Origin of the sequence: Methylibium sp. (genome assembly GCF_965279545.1) — a bacterium.
Taxonomy (GTDB): domain Bacteria; phylum Pseudomonadota; class Gammaproteobacteria; order Burkholderiales; family Burkholderiaceae_C; genus Methylibium.
The window spans coordinates 4059045-4076411 of sequence record NZ_OZ257250.1 but is presented as its reverse complement, the minus strand read 5'-3'; the positions used below and the strand labels follow the sequence as shown (position 1 = coordinate 4076411).

Here is a 17367-nt window from a genome sequence, read left to right as displayed (position 1 = left end):
CTCACAGGCCTGCCGACTGCAGGCTCTGCTGGAAACGCTCGGCGTTCTGGAAGCCGATCACACGCGTCTCGAGTTCGCGGCCTCTGGCGTCGAAGAACACGATCCCGGGCGGTCCGAAGAGTCGAAAGCGTTTGAGCAGCGCGCGATCGGCATCACTGTTGCGCGTGACATCGGCCTGCAGCAGCAAGGCCTGGCGCAGCCGCGCGCTGATGGCCGGATCGCTGAACGTGAAGCGCTCCATTTCCTTGCAACTCACGCACCAGTCCGCATAGAAATCGAGCATCACCGGCCGGCCCGCGCTGCCGACGGCGGCATCGAGTTCCTCGACCGAAGCGATGCGTCGGAAGCTCACGCCTTCGCCGGCAGGCAAGCCCGCGCTGCGGTCGACCGGCGCAGACAGCGACGTTGCCAGCGAGGACGCGCTGCCCGCGCGCACGAAGGGTTGCAGCGGTTGCAGCGCGTCGCGCGCCCCGGCGGCGGCGCCGACGATCTGCGCTGCGCCTGCGACGGCCAGTGCGAGCCCCGCCGTCTTGCCCAGCCGCAGGGCCGCACCCGCGGTGTCGGGCAGGCGGTCGAACGCATGGAGGAAGGTGGCCGCACCGATCAACAACACGCCCCAGCCGGCGATCGCCAGCGACGCGGGCAACACCGGACCGAGCGTCCACCACGCGACCGCCAGCAGCAGCATGCCGAAGAGACGCTTGACGCCCTCCATCCACGCCCCGGCACGCGGCAGCAGCGCGCCGGCCGACGCCCCGAGCAGCAGCAGCGGCAGGCTCATGCCGGCGGCCAGGGAGAACAGCGCCGTGCCGCCGAGCAGCACGTCGCGCGTCTGGCTGATGTACAGCAGGGCGCCCGCCAGCGGCGCGGCCACGCAGGGGCTGACGATCAGCGCCGACAGCCCCCCCATCGCGAACACGCCGGCCAATTGCCCGCCGTGCAGCCGGTTCGACGAGGCGGTAAACCGCTCGCGCCACGCTGCCGGCAACTGCAACTCATAGGCACCGAACATCGAAAGTGCCAGCACCGCCAGCAGCAAAGCGAACCCGCTCAGCACCCATGCGTTCTGAAGGGCCGCCGCCAAACCTTCGCCGGCCAGCCCGGCAGCAACACCGAGCGCGGTGTAGATCAGCGCCATGCCGAGCGAATAGGTACCTGCGAGCAGCAGGCCGCGCGAGCGCGCGACAGCGTGCCCCCTCTTGCCGATGATGAGCGACGACAGGATCGGCAGCATCGGCAGCACACAGGGCGTGAACGACAGCAGCAGGCCGGCCACGAAGAACACGCCGACCACGATCCAGAAGCGGCCGCTGCGCAGCGCGCCGTCGATACCGGTGTCACCGCTGGACGCCCGCGTGGCCCCGGCTGCCGCCGTCGAGTGCGGCGCCGTCAATCCGGCGAACGTACCGCCCAGTGCCTGAACCCGCACGCTGCCGTCGCCGCCAAAACCCGCGAGCCGCACCTCGGCCACGCTTTGCATCGGCGGGTAGCACAGGCCTTGATCGGCACAGCCCTGGCTCGTGACGAGCAGCCGGAACGACGCCGGCGCGGCACTGACCGGCAAACGGATCGCCAGGCGGCCGCGGTAGGTCTCGACGTCCTTCTGGAAGGTCTCGTCGAACTTGATCTTGCCGGGAGGAATCTGTGCGGGCTCGAGCGTGACCGCGCCGTCCTCGGCGACGAACTTGAACGGCTCGCGGTAGAGGTAGTAGCCATCGGCGATGGTGAAACTGATCTCGACCGCCCGCTCGTCGAGGACGCGGGCGTCGAAGCGAAACGCCTCTTCCGGCGGCAGGAAGTCTTCGGCCGCCGCCGCGAGCGTCGGCAGGCACAGCAGCAGCGGCAGCAAGGCGCGCAGGAACAAGGCGATCACAGGCATGCGGGCACGTCGGCCAGAAAAAGCGATGGAGTGTGAGCGGACCTCACAGCGTAGCGCTTCGGCGAACCCTTGCAGCCAGCGTGAAGGCCTGTGCGTCCGATCCGCGACGGAGAAGCCAGTTCCCCCATGCGGAAAATCCCCGAGAAGCTCCGTCTGAAAACACGAAAGCCAGCACGAATGCTGGCCTTGCAAAGCAGGGGAGCAAAGTCGCCGGCACTGCAGCCGAACACCTGCTCGCGGCGCCTGCGAGGCTACCGCGCGCCATGGTGGGGGCTTGCGCTTACTCGGCCTTTTCGGCCGGCGCTTCGGTCGCAGGCTCAGGACGGTCGACGAGTTCGACGAAGGCCATCGGTGCGTTGTCGCCGACGCGAAAACCCATTTTCAGGATGCGGGTGTAGCCGCCTGGGCGCGCCTTGTAGCGCGGGCCGAGGTCGTTGAACAGCTTGGCGACGACATCGCGATCGCGCGTGCGGTCGAAGGCGAGGCGGCGGTTGGCCAGCGTCGGCTCCTTGGCCAGCGTGATCAGCGGCTCGACGACGCGGCGCAGTTCCTTGGCCTTCGGCACGGTGGTCTTGATGGCTTCGCTCTGGATCAGCGAGTTGGCCATGTTGCGCAACATCGCGAGGCGGTGCGCCGAAGTGCGGTTGAGTTTGCGAAGTCCGTGACGGTGACGCATGGTGCTTTCCTTTCCTTGCTTGCTTGTAGACCAGCAGCCGTATCAGGTACTGCCGGGTGCACCGGGTAGCCGCCGGGCGGCTCCCATACGATGACGGCGCTTGGCGCCGCCCTTCCTCGGTTGGCTTATCGCTTGTCGAGCCCTTGCGGCGGCCAGTTCTCCAGCCGCCCGCCCAGCGTCAGACCGCGCGAAGCCAGCACTTCCTTGATTTCGTTGAGCGACTTGCGACCGAGATTCGGGGTCTTCAGCAGCTCGGTCTCGGTGCGCTGGATCAGATCGCCGATGTAGTAGATGTTCTCGGCCTTCAGACAGTTGGCCGAACGCACCGTGAGCTCGAGCTCGTCGACCGGACGCAGCAGGATCGGGTCGAACTGCGTGCTGCGCTGGACCGGTTGGGGATCGAACATGCCATCGATCTGGCCTTCGAGCTGCGCGAACACGGCGAGTTGCTCGACCAGGATCTTGGCCGAGGCGCGGATCGCTTCTTCGGGCGTGATCGCCCCGTTGGTTTCGATCTCCATCACCAGCTTGTCGAGGTCGGTGCGCTGCTCGACGCGGGCGCTCTCGACCGTGTAGCTGACGCGGCGCACCGGCGAAAAGGAGGCGTCGAGGACGATGCGGCCGATCGACTTGGTCGGCTCGTCGCCAAAGCGACGCATCGTGCCCGGCACGTAGCCGCGACCCTTCTCGACCTTGATCTGCATGTCGAGCTTGCCGCCTTGCGACAAGTGCGTGATCACGTGATCGGGGTTGATGATCTCGACGTCGTGCGGGGTCTGGATGTCGCCGGCCTTCACCGGGCCTTCGCCTTCCTTGCGCAGCACCAGCGTGACTTCATCGCGGTTGTGCAGACGGAACACCACGCCCTTGAGATTCAGCATGACGTGGACCACGTCTTCCTGAACGCCGTCGATCGCGGAGTACTCGTGCAGCACGCCGGCGATCGTGACTTCGGTCGGCGCGTAACCCACCATCGACGACAGCAGCACGCGACGCAGGGCATTGCCCAGCGTGTGACCGTAGCCGCGCTCGAAGGGCTCGAGCGTGACCTTGGCACGGTGGGCGCCCTTGGCGGCGCTCAGCGGCTCGACGTTGATGGCTTTGGGCTTCAGCAGATTGGTTTGCATCAGGTCTTCCTGTCACTACCCTCGGCTCGTTACACCGATAAGGCTGATGGAGCACCGGAGACGACGCGCTTGGCAGCGACGCTGACTCCGGACCGGGAAAGCACTTGCACACTGATCGATGCGGGCCGGAGGCCGGACACCGCAGCGCGCAGGAGATTCAGCGCGAATACAGTTCGACGATCAGGGACTCGTTGATGTCCGAGCCGAACTCGTCGCGGTCGGGCGACTTCTTGAACACGCCCTCGAGCTTGGTCGCATCGACCTGCACCCAGGCCGGCAGGCCCATGGATTCGGCCAGCTTGAGCGACTCGGTCACGCGCAGCTGCTTCTTGGCCTTCTCGCGCACGGCCACCACGTCACCGGCCTTGACCAGGTAGGACGCGATATTCACAACGCCGCCGTTGACCGTGATGCCCTTGTGCGACACCAGCTGGCGCGCCTCGGCGCGCGTCGAGCCGAAACCCATGCGGTAGACCACGTTGTCCAGGCGCGATTCGAGCAGCAGCAGCAGGTTCGAACCGGTGTTGCCCCTGCGACGCTCGGCTTCGGCGAAGTAGCGGCGGAACTGGCGCTCGAGCACGCCGTACATGCGCTTGACCTTCTGCTTTTCGCGCAGCTGCAGACCGAAATCGGACGTGCGCGACCCGGAGGTGCGACCATGCTGACCCGGCTTGGTTTCGAACTTCGACTTGTCACCGATGGCGCGACGCGCGCTCTTCAGGAACAGATCGGTGCCTTCACGGCGGGCCAGTTTGGCCTTGGGACCGAGATAACGTGCCACGTTGCTTCCTTGATTCTCTGACGTGGGGAGCGGCTGGGATGCCGCACCTCACGCAAGTCTGGTCGGGATGGTTCGAGCGCTCTTGGGACGCTCTTCGATGTCAACCAGACGGTGGGCTTAACGAAGCCTTGCGGCTTCAACGAAAACCGCCGGCGTGCACTTCAGTGCCCACCGGCGAATCGGGTAACTGCGTATTGTAGTCCGGTCGCCCGGGCTACACACACCACCTCAGATACGGCGACGCTTCTGCGGACGGCAGCCGTTGTGCGGCACCGGCGTGACATCGGAGATCGACACGATGCGAATACCGAGTGCTGCCAGGGCACGCACCGAAGACTCACGACCGGGACCCGGGCCCTTGATCTCGACTTCGAGATTCTTGATGCCCTGGTCCTGCGCAGCGCGACCGGCCACTTCGGCCGCCACCTGCGCAGCGAACGGCGTCGACTTGCGCGAGCCCTTGAAACCCTGGCCGCCGCTCGACGCCCAGGCCAGCGCATTGCCCTGACGATCGGTGATCGTGATGATCGTGTTGTTGAACGACGCGTGAACGTGCGCGACGCCGTCCGACACATTCTTGCGGACCTTCTTGCGCACGCGCTGTGCGGCGGTATTAGGTGCTTTGGCCATGCTTGACTCTCTTCAATCTGAGCGGTTGTCGGACGTGCGTGCGTCGCGGCGTGCTTACTTCTTCAGCGACGCCGCCGACTTGCGCGGGCCCTTGCGGGTACGGGCGTTCGTGCGGGTGCGCTGACCGCGCACCGGCAAACCGCGGCGGTGACGGAAACCACGGTAGCAGCCCAGATCCATCAGACGCTTGATGTTGATCGTGGTCTCGCGGCGCAGATCGCCTTCGATCGTCATGCGACCCACTTCCTCGCGGATCTTCTCGAGATCGCTGTCCGTCAGATCCTTGATCTTCTTGTCACGGGCGATGCCGCAGCTGTCGCAGATCTTCTGTGCGGTCGTGCGTCCGATGCCATAGATCGCGGTCAAGCCGATCTCGGAATGCTTCTGCGGGGGAATGTTGATACCAGCAATACGTGCCATGTTCGTCCTCTAACTAGTCGCGTCGCCGAGCGATCAGCCTTGGCGCTGCTTGTGGCGCGGGTCGGTGCAAATCACGCGCACCACGCCCTTGCGACGAATGATCTTGCAATTGCGGCACATCTTCTTGACGGATGCGGCTACTTTCATGATCTCTCCTTGACCTCTTGCGCTCTTCCGGGGTTTTCTCTGGTCTCACTTCGCCCGGAAGACGATGCGAGCACGACTCAAATCGTAGGGCGTCAGCTCCACGGTCACCTTGTCGCCAGGCAGGATGCGGATGTAATGCATGCGCATCTTGCCGGAGATGTGACCGAGCACAACGTGCCCATTCTCCAGCTTCACGCGGAAGGTAGCGTTGGGCAAGTTCTCGAGGATCTCGCCCTGCATCTGGATGACGTCATCTTTCGACATGTGTTCTCGTCAACCGTTCCTGTTCAGCTGGCCTTGAAATTGGCCTTCTTCAGCAGCGACTCGTACTGCTGAGACATCACATAGGACTGGACCTGGGCCCAGAAGTCCATCGTCACGACGACGATGATCAACAGCGATGTGCCGCCGAAATAGAACGGCACGTTGTACTTGAGCACCAGGAATTCCGGCAGCAGGCAGACCGCGGTGATGTACACCGCACCGCCCAAGGTCAGCCGGCCGAGGATGCGATCGATGTGCTTCGCAGTCTGCTCGCCCGGTCGGATGCCGGGAATGAAGGCACCACTCTTCTTCAGGTTGTCGGCCGTCTCGCGGCTGTTGAAGACAAGCGCGGTATAGAAAAAGCAGAAGAAGACGATCGCCGCGGCGTAGAGCATCACGTAGATCGGCTGGCCCGGCGACAGCAACGCCGCGATGTCCTTCAACCAGCGCAGCCCGTCGCCGGTGGCGAACCAACCCACGGCGGTGGCCGGCAGCAGAATGATCGACGACGCGAAGATCGGTGGAATGACGCCCGACATGTTGATCTTCAACGGCAAGTGCGAGGACTGGCCGCCGTACACCCGGTTGCCGACCTGGCGCTTGGCATAGTTCACGAGTATCTTGCGCTGGCCGCGCTCGACAAACACGACCACGTAAGTGACGGCGATGACGATCGCGATGATGAAGAGCGCCGCCACGATGCTCATGGCGCCGGTCCGCACCAGCTCGAACAGGCCGCCGATCGCACTCGGCAACCCAGCGGCGATGCCGGCGAAGATGATGATCGAAATGCCGTTGCCGAGACCCCGCTCGGTGATCTGTTCACCAAGCCACATCAGGAACATCGTGCCGGCCACAAGGCTCACCACAGCCGTCAGGCGAAATCCCATCCCTGGTGAAATCACCAGCCCCGCAGAACTCTCCAGGGCAACGGCGATGCCCAGCGACTGGAAGATCGCCAGGCCCAGGGTGCCATAGCGCGTGTACTGCGTGATCTTGCGACGCCCGGCCTCGCCTTCCTTCTTCAAGGCCTCGAGGCTCGGCACCACATAGGTCATCAGCTGCATGATGATCGACGCCGAGATGTACGGCATGATCCCCAGCGCGAAGACCGTGAAGCGCGACAGGGCGCCGCCCGAGAACATGTTGAACAGGCTCAGGATCCCGCCCTGCTGACCCTTGAACAGCTGCTGCAGCTGGTTCGGATCGATGCCTGGAACGGGAATGTGCGCACCGATGCGGTAGACGACGAGCGCCAGCACCAAGAAGACGAGCCGGCGACGCAGGTCACCGAACTTGCCACTCTTTGCCAGTTGATTCGCGTTGGTTGCCACGCCGCAGTCCTTGGAAAACCCGTTCGCCCAGGCCTCAGGCCACCGAGCCGCCGGCCGCTTCGATGGCTGCCTTGGCACCTGCCGTCGCACCGACACCCTTGAGCGAGACTTTCTTGCTCAACTCGCCCGACTTGATGACCTTGACCACCTTGGCGCGCTCGCCGACCAGCCCGGCCTGCTTGAGCGTGGGCACGTCGACTTCGTCGGCGGCCAGCGCCTGCAGGTCGGCCAGCGTGACTTCGGCGTTGTACTTCAGCGTCAGCGACTTGAAGCCGCGCTTGGGCAGGCGACGCTGCAGCGGCATCTGACCGCCCTCGAAGCCCACCTTGTGGTAGCCGCCGGCTCGCGACTTCTGACCCTTGTGGCCGCGACCCGCGGTCTTGCCCAGGCCGGAGCCGATGCCGCGGCCGACACGGCGCTTGGCATGCTTGGCGCCCGAGGCGGGCTTGATCGTGTTGAGTTCCATCGTCTTCTCCGAGTCCGTCCGTGCCTTACAGCACCTGGACCAGGTAGCTCACCTTGTTGATCATTCCGCGCACCGCGGCCGTATCTTCGAGCACCCGCTCGCTGCCGATCTGGCGCAGGCCGAGGCCACGCACCGTGGCACGGTGCGATTCCTTGGTGCCGATCGGGCTGCGCACCAGTTTCACCTTGAGCGTCTTCTTGTCCGTCATGTCGTTCCCCTGCCGGCTCAGTTGAAGATCTCTTCGACCGACTTGCCGCGCTTGGACGCGACTTCCGACGGCGTGGTCGAACGGCGCAGCGCATTGAAGGTCGCGCGCACCATGTTGTACGGGTTGGACGACCCGAGACTCTTGGCCACGATGTCGGTCACGCCCATCACCTCGAACACTGCGCGCATCGGACCGCCGGCGATGATGCCGGTCCCCGGCGCCGCCGGCGCCAGCAGCACCTTGGCCGCGCCATGTTCGCCGGTGACGTTGTGGTGCACGGTGCCGTTCTTCAGGCTGACCTTGACCATGTCGCGGCGGGCCGCGTCCATCGCCTTGGTCACGGCAACCGGCACTTCCTTGGCCTTGCCCTTGCCCATGCCGACACGGCCATCGCCGTCACCGACCACGGTCAGTGCCGCAAAACTCATGGTCCGACCGCCCTTGACCACCTTGGTCACGCGGTTCACCTGGATCATCTTCTCTTTCAGACCGTCGTCGCGACCGTCATCAGCGATCCGGGGTTGAAACTTTGCCATGTCAGATTCCTTCGATGTGCAGTGCAGTCTTGAGGCTCACCCGAGCTCAGAACTGCAGGCCGGCTTCGCGCGCCGCTTCGGCCAGGGCCTTCACGCGACCGTGGTAGGCGAAGCCGCCGCGGTCGAACGCGACCGACTCGATACCCGCCGCCTTGGCGCGCTCTGCGATGCGCTTGCCGATCAGGGCTGCGGCTTCGGTGTTGCCACCCTTGCCGGCGCCACCGAGTTGGGCACGCACTTCCTTCTCGGCGGTCGAAGCACTCGCCAGGACCTTCGAGCCGTCGTCGGAGATGACGCTGGCGTAGATGTGCAGGTTGGAGCGGAACACCGTCAGGCGCGCCACCTTCTGCAAGGCGATGCGCACACGGGTCTGCTTGGAGCGACGCAGGCGCTGATCTTTGCGGTTCAACATCGAGCTGCTCCTTACTTCTTCTTGGTCTCTTTGAGAGAGACCTTTTCTTCAGCGTAGCGAATGCCCTTGCCTTTGTAGGGCTCGGGCGGACGGATCGCACGCACTTCGGCGGCGATCTGACCAACCACCTGGCGATCGGACCCCTTGATCACGATCTCGGTCTGAGTCGGACATTCGACCTTGATGCCGGCCGGCATGTCCTTCACCACCGGGTGGGAGAACCCCACCTGCAGGTTCAGCTTGGCGCCTTGCGCCTGGGCCCGGAAGCCCACACCGACCAGCGTCAGCTTGCGCTCGAAGCCCTTGCTGACGCCGTTGACCATGTTGGCCACCAGCGCGCGCATCGTGCCGCTCATCGCATTCGCCGCGGCCGACTCGTCGGCCGGCGCGAAGCTCAGCTTGCCGTCTTCGTTCTTGACCGAGACCAGCTGATTCACCGGACGCACCAGCGTGCCGAGCGAGCCCTTGACGCTGATCTGTTCGGCATTGATCGCCACGTCCACACCCTTGGGGACGGCAATCGGCATTTTTCCAACGCGAGACATTCTTCAGCTCCTTCGCGTCAGGCGACGTAGCACAGCACCTCGCCGCCGATACCGGCAGCGCGGGCCTTGCGGTCCGTCATCACGCCCTTGGGCGTCGTGACGATTGCCACGCCCAGGCCGTTCATGACCTGGGGAATCTCGTGGCGTCCCTTGTAGACGCGCAGACCGGGACGGCTCACGCGCTCGATGCGCTCGATCACCGGACGACCGGCGTAGTACTTCAGGCCGATCTCGAGCTGCGGCTTCTCGGCCTCGCCCTTGACGGCGTAGGCGTCGATGTAGCCCTCGTCCTTCAGGACCTGGGCGATCGCCACCTTCAGCTTCGACGACGGCATCACCACAACAGCCTTCTCCACCATCTGCGCGTTGCGGATGCGGGTCAGCATGTCGGCGATGGGATCACTCATGCTCATGGGTTTTCTCCTGTACGTTCGCGTGCCGGCTTACCAGCTGGCCTTGACGACGCCGGGGATGTCCCCCTTGAACGCCAGTTCACGGATCTTGTTGCGCCCCAGACCGAAGGTGCGGAAGGTGCCGCGGGGACGCCCCGTCAGCTCGCAGCGGTTGCGCAGGCGCGACGGGTAAGCGTTGCGCGGCAGCTTCTGCAGTTGCAGACGTGCGGCATAACGCTCTTCATCGGACTTGTTCGCATCATTGATGACGGCCTTCAGCTCCGCGTACTTCTTCGCGAACTTGGCGACCAGCTGCTCACGCTTGAGCTCACGCTGCTTGATCGAAGTTTTTGCCACAGGCCACCTCAGTTCTTGAACGGGAACTTGAATGCGGCGAGCAGCGCCTTGCATTCGTCGTCGGTCTTCGCGGTCGTCGTCAAGCTGATGTTCATCCCGCGCAGCGCGTCGATCTTGTCGTACTCGATCTCGGGGAAGATGATCTGCTCTTTGACGCCGATGTTGTAGTTGCCGCGGCCATCGAACGAGCGTCCCGAGATGCCGCGGAAGTCGCGCACACGCGGCAACGAGATCGTCACGAAACGATCGAGAAACTCGTACATCCGCACGCCACGCAACGTGACCATGCAGCCGATGGGCACGCCGTCACGGATCTTGAAGCCGGCGATCGCCTTCTTCGACTTCGTGACGACGGGCCTCTGACCGGCGATCTTGGTCAGGTCGCCGACGGCGTGATCCATGACCTTCTTGTCCGACACCGCCTCGCTCACGCCCATGTTGAGCGTGATCTTGGTCAGGCGCGGCACCTGCATCACCGACTTGTAGCCGAACTTGGCCACCAGGTCAGCGACGACCTTGTCGCGGTAGTACTGTTGAAGACGAGCTGTCTGTTGTTGAGCCATTGCTTACCTCGGCCTCAAGCCTTGATCTCGTCGCCGCTGGACTTGTAGACGCGCACTTTCTTGCCGTCGGCCAGGAGCTTGATGCCCACGCGATCGGCCTTGCCGCTCACGGGGTTGTAGATCGCCACGTTGGACTGGTGGATCGGCATGGTCTTGTCGACGATGCCGCCGGTCGAACCCTTCAGCGGATTCGGCTTCACGTGCTTCTTCACCGTGTTGACGCCATCGACCAGCAGGTGGTCGGCATCGACGCGCGAAGCGACGGCGCCGCGCTTGCCCTTGTCTCGCCCGGTCAGCACGACGACCTGGTCGCCTTTGCGAATCTTGTTCATAGTGTGTTCTCTCTGCCGCTCAGAGGACCTCGGGGGCCAGCGACACGATCTTCATGAAACGCTCGGTCCGCAGCTCGCGGGTCACCGGGCCGAAGATGCGCGTGCCGATCGGCTCGAGCTTGGCGTTCAGCAACACAGCCGCGTTGCCGTCGAACTTGACCAGCGAGCCATCCTGACGGCGCACGCCCTTGGCCGTGCGCACGACCACGGCGCTGTAGATCTCGCCCTTCTTGACGCGACCACGCGGCGCAGCCTCCTTGATGGAGACCTTGATGACGTCGCCGATGCCCGCATAGCGGCGCTTGGAGCCACCGAGCACCTTGATGCACATGACGCTTTTCGCGCCCGTGTTGTCCGCGACATCGAGTCGCGATTGCATTTGAATCATTGTCTGTCCCCAACTTGTCCCACGCACAACCCACCACGGGTCGCCTGCAGGCAGTCTTGGGCCCGTCATCGGGCGCCAGCGTTGCCGCGGCACCCTCTGCTTAGGGCGAGACCGAAGCCGTCTCGAGCGCTCCAGCAATCAGGTCAGGGCAAATACCTGACTGAAAACCAGCCGTCTCAAACCAACATTCGGCGAAGCTTTGTAGTATCTGCGAGCAGCTTGACTGTGTCAAGCACCTTCTTGAGAACCGAGCGCACAGGACCGGCGGCGCTTCACAACCCCCTGGCTTGCGCCAGGAGCGTCTCCGCATTGCTGACCTCGAACTTGCCGGGCGCCTCGACATTGAGCGTGCGGACCACCCCGTCGACCACCAGCATCGAGTAGCGCTGCGACCGCAGCCCCATGCCGCGCGCAGTCAAGTCGAGCGTCAACCCGGTCGCCTGCGCAAAGGCGGCGCTGCCATCGGCCATCATGCGGACCTTGCCGCTCGTTTTCTGGTCCCGGCCCCAGGCTCCCATCACGAAGGCGTCGTTGACCGACAGGCACCAGATTTCATCGACACCGGCCGCCCTGAAATCCTCGGCGTGCTTGACGAAACCCGGCACGTGCTGGGCCGAGCACGTCGGCGTGAACGCCCCAGGCAGAGCGAACACCGCGATCTTCTTGCCCGCAGCGAGCTTGCCGATCTCGAAGCTGTTGGGGCCGAGCGAGCACCCGTTGCCTTCGACCTCGATGAACTCCTGAAGCGTGCCCGCAGGCAGCTTGTCGCCAACTTTCAGCATCGCGTGTCTCCTGGTGAAAGACGGTATGGAGCGCCCATGAAAAACGACCGGTCGCCAGCATGCCAGCGTACCGGTCGCTCGGGTCGCGAGCTTCGCAAAGCCCTCGACGGCGAGTCAGTCTCAGACCACGCGAGCCTTCTCGACCAGCCGGGTCACGACCCAGGCCTTGGTCTTCGAGATCGGGCGGCCTTCAGAGATTTCGACCATGTCGCCGAGCTTGTACTCGTTGTTCTCGTCGTGCGCATGGTACTTGCGCGAACGGGCCACGATCTTGCCGTACAGCTCATGCTTGACGCGACGCTCGACCAGCACGGTGATGGTCTTGGAACGCTGGTCACTGACCACACGACCGACCAGGGTGCGCGTGTTCTTGACGGTCTCTTGAGTCGTCATTGGGCGGCTCCCTTCTTCTTCTCGGCCAGGACGGTCTTGGCACGAGCAATATCACGGCGGGTCAGGCGCAGGCTGGCCGTGTTGTTCAGCTGCTGCGTGCCCTTTTGCATGCGCAGGCCGAAGTGGGCCTTCAGCAGGTCTTTGACCTCCTGCTCGAGGGCCACCACGTCCTTGGCGCGAAGTTCAGATGCTTTCATGTCGATTACTCCGGATCGGCTCAGGTGCCGATCTGACGTGCAACGAAGGTGCAACGCAGCGGCAGCTTGGCCGCAGCCAGCGTGAACGCTTCGCGCGCGAGCTCTTCCGGCACACCGTTGATCTCGTAGAGCACCTTGCCGGGCTGGATCTCGGCCACGTAGTACTCCGGGTTGCCCTTGCCGTTGCCCATCCGGACTTCGGCAGGCTTTTGCGAAATGGGCTTGTCCGGGAAGATGCGAATCCAGATCCGGCCACCACGCTTGACGTGACGGGAGATCGCGCGACGTGCGGCCTCGATCTGGCGCGCCGTCAAGCGGCCACGCTCGGTGGCCTTCAAGCCGAAATCGCCGAACGACACATTGGCACCGCGGGTGGCGATGCCCGTGTTACGACCCTTCTGTTCCTTGCGGAATTTGCGACGAGCGGGTTGCAGCATGATTATTCTCCTTTGGTCTCGCCAGTGGCGGGACCCGGCACAACTGCCTTGCGCACACGCTTCACGGCGGCCTTCGGCCCGTCGGCCGGTGCAGCCACCGCACCTTCGGCCGGCTTGTCCGCACCAGCGGCAGCGGTCGCATCGGTGCGCGGGCCACGCGGCCCCGGGCGCGCGCCATCACGCGACGGCGGACGGCGGTCGCCCGACGGACGATCGCTGCGCGGACCCCGACGATTGCGTCGGTCATCCTCGCGCTCGTCGGTCTTTATGACAGGCGCGTCGCCATTGGCGAGACGGTCACCGCGATAGACCCAGACCTTCACACCGATGATGCCGTAGGTCGTCTTCGCTTCCGAGAAGCCGTAATCGATGTCGGCGCGCAGCGTGTGCAAGGGCACCCGACCTTCGCGATACCACTCGGTACGCGCGATTTCGATGCCGTTCAGGCGGCCCGCCGACATGATCTTGATGCCCTGGGCGCCCAGGCGCATGGCGTTCTGCATCGCGCGCTTCATCGCGCGGCGGAACATGATGCGCTTCTCGAGCTGCTGGGTGATCGAATCGGCGATCAGCTGCGCATCGATCTCCGGCTTGCGGATCTCTTCGATGTTCACGGCAACCGGCACGCCGAGACGGCGGGTCAGTTCGGCCTTCAGGTTCTCGATGTCCTCACCCTTCTTGCCGATCACCACACCGGGACGCGCCGAATAAATCGTGATGCGCGCATTCTTGGCGGGGCGTTCGATCAGGATGCGCGACACAGCAGCGCTCTTGAGCCTGGCTTTCAGGAACTCGCGGACCCGCAGGTCTTCGGCCAGCATCGTCGCGAAGTTGCGATTCGACGCGTACCAGCGCGACGACCAGTTGCGGGTAACGGGCAGGCGGAAGCCGACCGGATGAATCTTCTGTCCCATGGTCTTCTTTGCCTTTAGTTGCCGACGGTGACGAAGATGTGGCAGGTGGGTTTGCTGATGCGATTGCCGCGGCCCTTGGCGCGCGCGGAAAAACGCTTCAGCGTCGCGCCCTGCTCGACGTAGATCGTCTTGACCTTCAGTTCGTCGATGTCGGCACCGTCGTTGTGCTCGGCATTGGCGATCGCCGATTCCAGCGCCTTCTTGATGATGAAGGCCGCCTTCTTCTGAGTGAATTCCAGGATGTTGAGCGCCTGGTCCACCTTCTTGCCGCGGACCAGATCAGCCACCAGCCGACCCTTGTCGACCGACAGGCGCACGCCGCGAACGATTGCTCGGGTTTCCATGGTCATCCCCTTACCTTTTCGCCTTCTTGTCCGCCGGATGACCCTTGAACGTGCGGGTCAGGGCGAACTCGCCGAGCTTGTGACCGACCATCTGGTCGGTCACATACACGGGGACATGCTGCTTGCCGTTGTGCACGGCGATCGTCAGGCCGATGAAGTCAGGCAGGATCGTCGAGCGGCGCGACCAGGTCTTGATCGGTTTCTTGTCCTTGATCGCCACGGCCTTCTCGACCTTGGCAACCAGGTGATGGTCCACGAACGGACCTTTTTTCAGTGAGCGTGCCATTGAGCGTGCCCCTTACTTCTTGCGACGCGAGACGATGAACGTCTGCGTGCGCTTGTTGCTGCGAGTGCGGTAGCCCTTGGTCATCGTGTTCCAAGGCGACACCGGCACCTGGCCCTCGCCGGTGCGGCCTTCGCCGCCGCCGTGCGGGTGGTCCACCGGGTTCATGGCCACGCCACGAACGGTCGGGCGGATGCCCTTCCAGCGGATCGCACCGGCCTTGCCGTACTGGCGCAGGTTGTGCTCTTCGTTGCTCACCTCGCCGATCGTGGCGCGGCACTCGATGTGGATACGGCGCACCTCACCGGAGCGCAGGCGGACCTGGGCGTAGGTGCTTTCGCGCGCCAGCAGCGTCACCGACGTACCGGCCGAGCGCGCGATCTGCGCGCCCTTGCCGGCCAGCAGTTCGACGCAGTGCATCGTCGAGCCCACCGGGATGTTGCGGATCGGCAGCGTGTTGCCCGCCTTGATCGGTGCTTCCGAGCCGCTCAGGATGGTGGCGCCGACTTCCAGGCCGCGCGGGGCGATGATGTAGCGGCGCTCGCCATCCGCGTAGCACACCAGCGCGATGTGGGCGGTGCGGTTCGGGTCGTACTCGATGCGCTCGACCTTCGCCGGGATGCCGTCCTTGTTGCGCTTGAAGTCCACCACGCGGTAGTGGTGCTTGTGACCACCGCCCTTGTGGCGGATCGTGATGTGGCCGTTGTTGTTGCGGCCCGCATTCTGGATCTGCGGCTCGAGCAGCGACGCTTCGGGCTTGCCCTTGTGCAGGTGCGAATGCACCACCTTCACCACGGCACGGCGGCCAGGCGAGGTCGGTTTGACTTTGACGACTGCCATTACGCGGCCTCCCCGGAGAAGTTGAGCTCCTGACCCGGCTTCAGGCAGACATAGGCCTTGCGAACGTTGTCGCGGCGACCGACGCCACGGCTGGAGCGCTTGGTCTTGCCTTTGGTGTTCACGACCGACACCTTGTCGACCTCGACCTTGAACAGCAGTTCGACCGCTGCCTTGATTTCGGGCTTGGTCGCGTCCTGCAGGACCTTGAACAGCACCTGGTTGTGCGCCTCGGCCACAGCCGTGGCCTTCTCGGACACGATCGGCGCGACCAGCACCTGCATCAGGCGGTCTTCCTTGAACTTGAGAGCGCTCATGCCAGCATCTCCTTGAGCTTCTCGATCGCGCCCTTCGTCACCAGGACCTTCTTGTAGAAGACCAGCGACAGCGGATCGGCGTAACGCGGCTCGATCACCAGCACATTGGCAAGGTTGCGCGAGGCGAGGAACAGGTTCTCGTCGACTTCGTCGGCGATCACCAGCACCGACTCCAGGCCCATGGCCTTGAACTTGGCCGCCAACGCCTTGGTCTTGGGGCTCTCGACCTTGATCGAGTCGACCACCGCAAGACGCCCTTCACGGGCCAACTGCGACAAGATCGCCGCCATGCCGGCGCGGTACATCTTCTTGTTGACCTTGTGGCTGAAGTTCTCTTCCGGGCTGTTCGGGAAGATCCGACCGCCTCCGCGCCACAGCGGTGACGAGGTCATGCCGGCGCGGGCACGGCCGGTGCCCTTCTGGCGCCACGGCTTCTTGGTCGAGTGCTTGACCGTCTGGCGGTCCTTCTGGGCGCGCGTACCTTGGCGAGCATTCGCCTGGTAGGCCACCACCACCTGGTGCACCAGCGCTTCGTTGTAGTCGCGGCCGAACACGGTGTCCGGCGCGTCGACCTTCGAAGCGGCCTGGCCTTGTTCGTTCAGGAGCTCGAGTTCCATCAGTTCGCTCCCTTCTTGGCCTTGACCTTGACGGCCGGGCGCACCGTGACGAAACCGTTCTTCGCGCCGGGAACCGCACCACGCACCAGCAGGAGCTGACGGGCCTCGTCGACACGCACGATGTCGAGGTTCTGCGTCGTCTTGGTCACATCGCCGCGGTGGCCGGACATCTTCTTGCCCGGAAACACGCGACCCGGGTCCTGCGCCATCGAGATCGAGCCCGGCACGTTGTGCGAACGGCTGTTGCCGTGCGACGCGCGCTGCGAGCTGAAGTTGTGGCGCTTGATGGTGCCGGTGAAGCCCTTGCCGATCGAGGTGCCCTGCACGTCGACCTTCTGGCCGGCAGCGAACAGGCCCACCGGCAGCGTGCCGCCCGGCTTGTACTCGGCCGCCACCTCGGCACTGACGGGGAATTCCTTCAGGATCTCACCCGCCTCGACACCCGCCTTGGCAAGGTGCCCGGCTTCGGGCTTGCTGACGCGCGACGCCTTGCGCGCACCGAAAGCCACCTGGATGGCGCTGTAGCCGTCGGTTTCGACGGTCTTGACCTGGGTCACGCGGTTGTTCGACACGTCGAGCACCGTCACAGGCACGGCGTCGCCGTCGTCCGTGAAGATGCGCATCATGCCCACCTTGCGGCCCAGCAAACCGAGGCGGTCGCCCGGATTGGCTGTAGTCATGGTTGTTCTCCAATGCCCGACATCGATTGGCCGGGCTGACTTCACTGAGGCGCCCGGGAACCCTTCGGCCCCGAGTCACCACGATGTCTTGCCCGCAGCATCGAGATGC

Annotated in this window: 30 protein-coding genes; all 30 read right to left on the bottom strand. The window is 64.3% G+C overall.

Going from position 1 to position 17367, the window contains the following annotated elements; genetic code table 11:
* Nucleotide 1: 1 nt before the first annotated feature.
* The 30 genes from dsbD to rplC all read right to left on the bottom strand — a co-directional run bounded on the left by dsbD (nucleotide 2) and on the right by rplC (nucleotide 17258).
* Nucleotides 2-1864 (bottom strand): protein-disulfide reductase DsbD, encoded by a 1863-nt coding sequence (dsbD, locus tag ACQY9S_RS19145; protein ID WP_428425824.1) that lies wholly within the window; start codon nucleotides 1862-1864, stop codon nucleotides 2-4.
* A gap of 295 nt (nucleotides 1865-2159) precedes the next feature.
* Nucleotides 2160-2555, bottom strand: coding sequence for a 50S ribosomal protein L17 (gene rplQ / locus ACQY9S_RS19140; RefSeq protein ID WP_428421900.1), 396 nt, complete (start codon nucleotides 2553-2555; stop codon nucleotides 2160-2162).
* 125 nt (nucleotides 2556-2680) lie between these two features.
* On the bottom strand, nucleotides 2681-3682 hold the full coding sequence (locus ACQY9S_RS19135) for a DNA-directed RNA polymerase subunit alpha (protein WP_428421898.1): 1002 nt from the start codon (nucleotides 3680-3682) through the stop codon (nucleotides 2681-2683).
* Between the two features lie 157 nt (nucleotides 3683-3839).
* Nucleotides 3840-4463: a 30S ribosomal protein S4 gene (gene rpsD / locus ACQY9S_RS19130; protein ID WP_428421896.1), complete on the bottom strand. Its 624-nt coding sequence runs from the start codon at nucleotides 4461-4463 to the stop codon at nucleotides 3840-3842.
* A 228-nt stretch (nucleotides 4464-4691) separates the two neighbouring features.
* Entirely contained in the window at nucleotides 4692-5093 is a 402-nt protein-coding gene (gene rpsK, locus ACQY9S_RS19125; RefSeq protein ID WP_011830993.1) for a 30S ribosomal protein S11, read from the bottom strand.
* Nucleotides 5094-5147: 54 nt separating this feature from the next.
* Entirely contained in the window at nucleotides 5148-5513 is a 366-nt protein-coding gene (gene rpsM, locus ACQY9S_RS19120; RefSeq protein WP_428421894.1) for a 30S ribosomal protein S13, read from the bottom strand.
* A 33-nt stretch (nucleotides 5514-5546) separates the two neighbouring features.
* On the bottom strand, nucleotides 5547-5660 hold the full coding sequence (gene rpmJ / locus ACQY9S_RS19115; RefSeq protein WP_009548427.1) for a 50S ribosomal protein L36: 114 nt from the start codon (nucleotides 5658-5660) through the stop codon (nucleotides 5547-5549).
* A gap of 45 nt (nucleotides 5661-5705) precedes the next feature.
* Nucleotides 5706-5924, bottom strand: a complete 219-nt coding sequence (gene infA / locus ACQY9S_RS19110) for a translation initiation factor IF-1 (RefSeq protein ID WP_011830996.1) — start codon at nucleotides 5922-5924, stop codon at nucleotides 5706-5708.
* A 23-nt stretch (nucleotides 5925-5947) separates the two neighbouring features.
* Nucleotides 5948-7258: a preprotein translocase subunit SecY gene (gene secY, locus ACQY9S_RS19105; protein ID WP_428421891.1), complete on the bottom strand. Its 1311-nt coding sequence runs from the start codon at nucleotides 7256-7258 to the stop codon at nucleotides 5948-5950.
* Between the two features lie 34 nt (nucleotides 7259-7292).
* Nucleotides 7293-7724 carry a 50S ribosomal protein L15 gene (gene rplO, locus ACQY9S_RS19100; protein WP_428421890.1) on the bottom strand — a complete coding sequence of 144 codons (432 nt, stop codon included), beginning with the start codon at nucleotides 7722-7724 and terminating at the stop codon, nucleotides 7293-7295.
* A 25-nt stretch (nucleotides 7725-7749) separates the two neighbouring features.
* A complete protein-coding gene (gene rpmD, locus ACQY9S_RS19095) occupies nucleotides 7750-7932 on the bottom strand; it encodes a 50S ribosomal protein L30 (RefSeq protein ID WP_428421889.1) in 183 nt (60 codons plus the stop codon).
* Nucleotides 7933-7949: 17 nt separating this feature from the next.
* On the bottom strand, nucleotides 7950-8468 hold the full coding sequence (gene rpsE / locus ACQY9S_RS19090) for a 30S ribosomal protein S5 (RefSeq protein ID WP_011831000.1): 519 nt from the start codon (nucleotides 8466-8468) through the stop codon (nucleotides 7950-7952).
* 46 nt (nucleotides 8469-8514) lie between these two features.
* Nucleotides 8515-8880, bottom strand: a complete 366-nt coding sequence (rplR, locus tag ACQY9S_RS19085) for a 50S ribosomal protein L18 (RefSeq protein WP_428421887.1) — start codon at nucleotides 8878-8880, stop codon at nucleotides 8515-8517.
* Between the two features lie 11 nt (nucleotides 8881-8891).
* Complete coding sequence (gene rplF, locus ACQY9S_RS19080; RefSeq protein ID WP_129448836.1) at nucleotides 8892-9425, bottom strand: 50S ribosomal protein L6; 534 nt, start codon at nucleotides 9423-9425, stop codon at nucleotides 8892-8894.
* Between the two features lie 17 nt (nucleotides 9426-9442).
* Entirely contained in the window at nucleotides 9443-9838 is a 396-nt protein-coding gene (rpsH, locus tag ACQY9S_RS19075) for a 30S ribosomal protein S8 (RefSeq protein WP_011831003.1), read from the bottom strand.
* A gap of 30 nt (nucleotides 9839-9868) precedes the next feature.
* Nucleotides 9869-10174 carry a 30S ribosomal protein S14 gene (gene rpsN / locus ACQY9S_RS19070; RefSeq protein ID WP_428421885.1) on the bottom strand — a complete coding sequence of 102 codons (306 nt, stop codon included), beginning with the start codon at nucleotides 10172-10174 and terminating at the stop codon, nucleotides 9869-9871.
* Nucleotides 10175-10182: 8 nt separating this feature from the next.
* Complete coding sequence (gene rplE / locus ACQY9S_RS19065; RefSeq protein WP_428421883.1) at nucleotides 10183-10737, bottom strand: 50S ribosomal protein L5; 555 nt, start codon at nucleotides 10735-10737, stop codon at nucleotides 10183-10185.
* A gap of 14 nt (nucleotides 10738-10751) precedes the next feature.
* Complete coding sequence (gene rplX, locus ACQY9S_RS19060) at nucleotides 10752-11069, bottom strand: 50S ribosomal protein L24 (protein WP_428421881.1); 318 nt, start codon at nucleotides 11067-11069, stop codon at nucleotides 10752-10754.
* 19 nt (nucleotides 11070-11088) lie between these two features.
* A complete protein-coding gene (gene rplN / locus ACQY9S_RS19055) occupies nucleotides 11089-11457 on the bottom strand; it encodes a 50S ribosomal protein L14 (RefSeq protein WP_056668504.1) in 369 nt (122 codons plus the stop codon).
* Between the two features lie 272 nt (nucleotides 11458-11729).
* Nucleotides 11730-12239, bottom strand: a complete 510-nt coding sequence (locus ACQY9S_RS19050) for a peroxiredoxin (RefSeq protein WP_428421878.1) — start codon at nucleotides 12237-12239, stop codon at nucleotides 11730-11732.
* Between the two features lie 120 nt (nucleotides 12240-12359).
* Nucleotides 12360-12632: a 30S ribosomal protein S17 gene (gene rpsQ, locus ACQY9S_RS19045; RefSeq protein WP_428421877.1), complete on the bottom strand. Its 273-nt coding sequence runs from the start codon at nucleotides 12630-12632 to the stop codon at nucleotides 12360-12362.
* Entirely contained in the window at nucleotides 12629-12829 is a 201-nt protein-coding gene (gene rpmC, locus ACQY9S_RS19040; RefSeq protein ID WP_428421875.1) for a 50S ribosomal protein L29, read from the bottom strand. Before rpmC ends, rpsQ begins: the two co-directional genes overlap by 4 nt.
* A gap of 20 nt (nucleotides 12830-12849) precedes the next feature.
* Nucleotides 12850-13266 (bottom strand): 50S ribosomal protein L16, encoded by a 417-nt coding sequence (gene rplP / locus ACQY9S_RS19035; protein ID WP_428421873.1) that lies wholly within the window; start codon nucleotides 13264-13266, stop codon nucleotides 12850-12852.
* A 2-nt stretch (nucleotides 13267-13268) separates the two neighbouring features.
* Nucleotides 13269-14180: a 30S ribosomal protein S3 gene (gene rpsC, locus ACQY9S_RS19030; RefSeq protein WP_428421871.1), complete on the bottom strand. Its 912-nt coding sequence runs from the start codon at nucleotides 14178-14180 to the stop codon at nucleotides 13269-13271.
* A 14-nt stretch (nucleotides 14181-14194) separates the two neighbouring features.
* A complete protein-coding gene (gene rplV / locus ACQY9S_RS19025) occupies nucleotides 14195-14524 on the bottom strand; it encodes a 50S ribosomal protein L22 (RefSeq protein WP_428421869.1) in 330 nt (109 codons plus the stop codon).
* 10 nt (nucleotides 14525-14534) lie between these two features.
* Complete coding sequence (rpsS, locus tag ACQY9S_RS19020; RefSeq protein WP_428421868.1) at nucleotides 14535-14810, bottom strand: 30S ribosomal protein S19; 276 nt, start codon at nucleotides 14808-14810, stop codon at nucleotides 14535-14537.
* 12 nt (nucleotides 14811-14822) lie between these two features.
* Nucleotides 14823-15647 (bottom strand): 50S ribosomal protein L2, encoded by an 825-nt coding sequence (gene rplB / locus ACQY9S_RS19015; RefSeq protein WP_129448840.1) that lies wholly within the window; start codon nucleotides 15645-15647, stop codon nucleotides 14823-14825.
* Entirely contained in the window at nucleotides 15647-15961 is a 315-nt protein-coding gene (gene rplW, locus ACQY9S_RS19010; protein ID WP_428421867.1) for a 50S ribosomal protein L23, read from the bottom strand. Before rplW ends, rplB begins: the two co-directional genes overlap by 1 nt.
* Nucleotides 15958-16578 (bottom strand): 50S ribosomal protein L4, encoded by a 621-nt coding sequence (rplD, locus tag ACQY9S_RS19005; protein ID WP_428421865.1) that lies wholly within the window; start codon nucleotides 16576-16578, stop codon nucleotides 15958-15960. The genes rplW and rplD overlap by 4 nt, the downstream gene beginning before the upstream one ends.
* Nucleotides 16578-17258: a 50S ribosomal protein L3 gene (gene rplC, locus ACQY9S_RS19000; RefSeq protein ID WP_428421863.1), complete on the bottom strand. Its 681-nt coding sequence runs from the start codon at nucleotides 17256-17258 to the stop codon at nucleotides 16578-16580. Before rplC ends, rplD begins: the two co-directional genes overlap by 1 nt.
* Nucleotides 17259-17367: the final 109 nt, after the last annotated feature.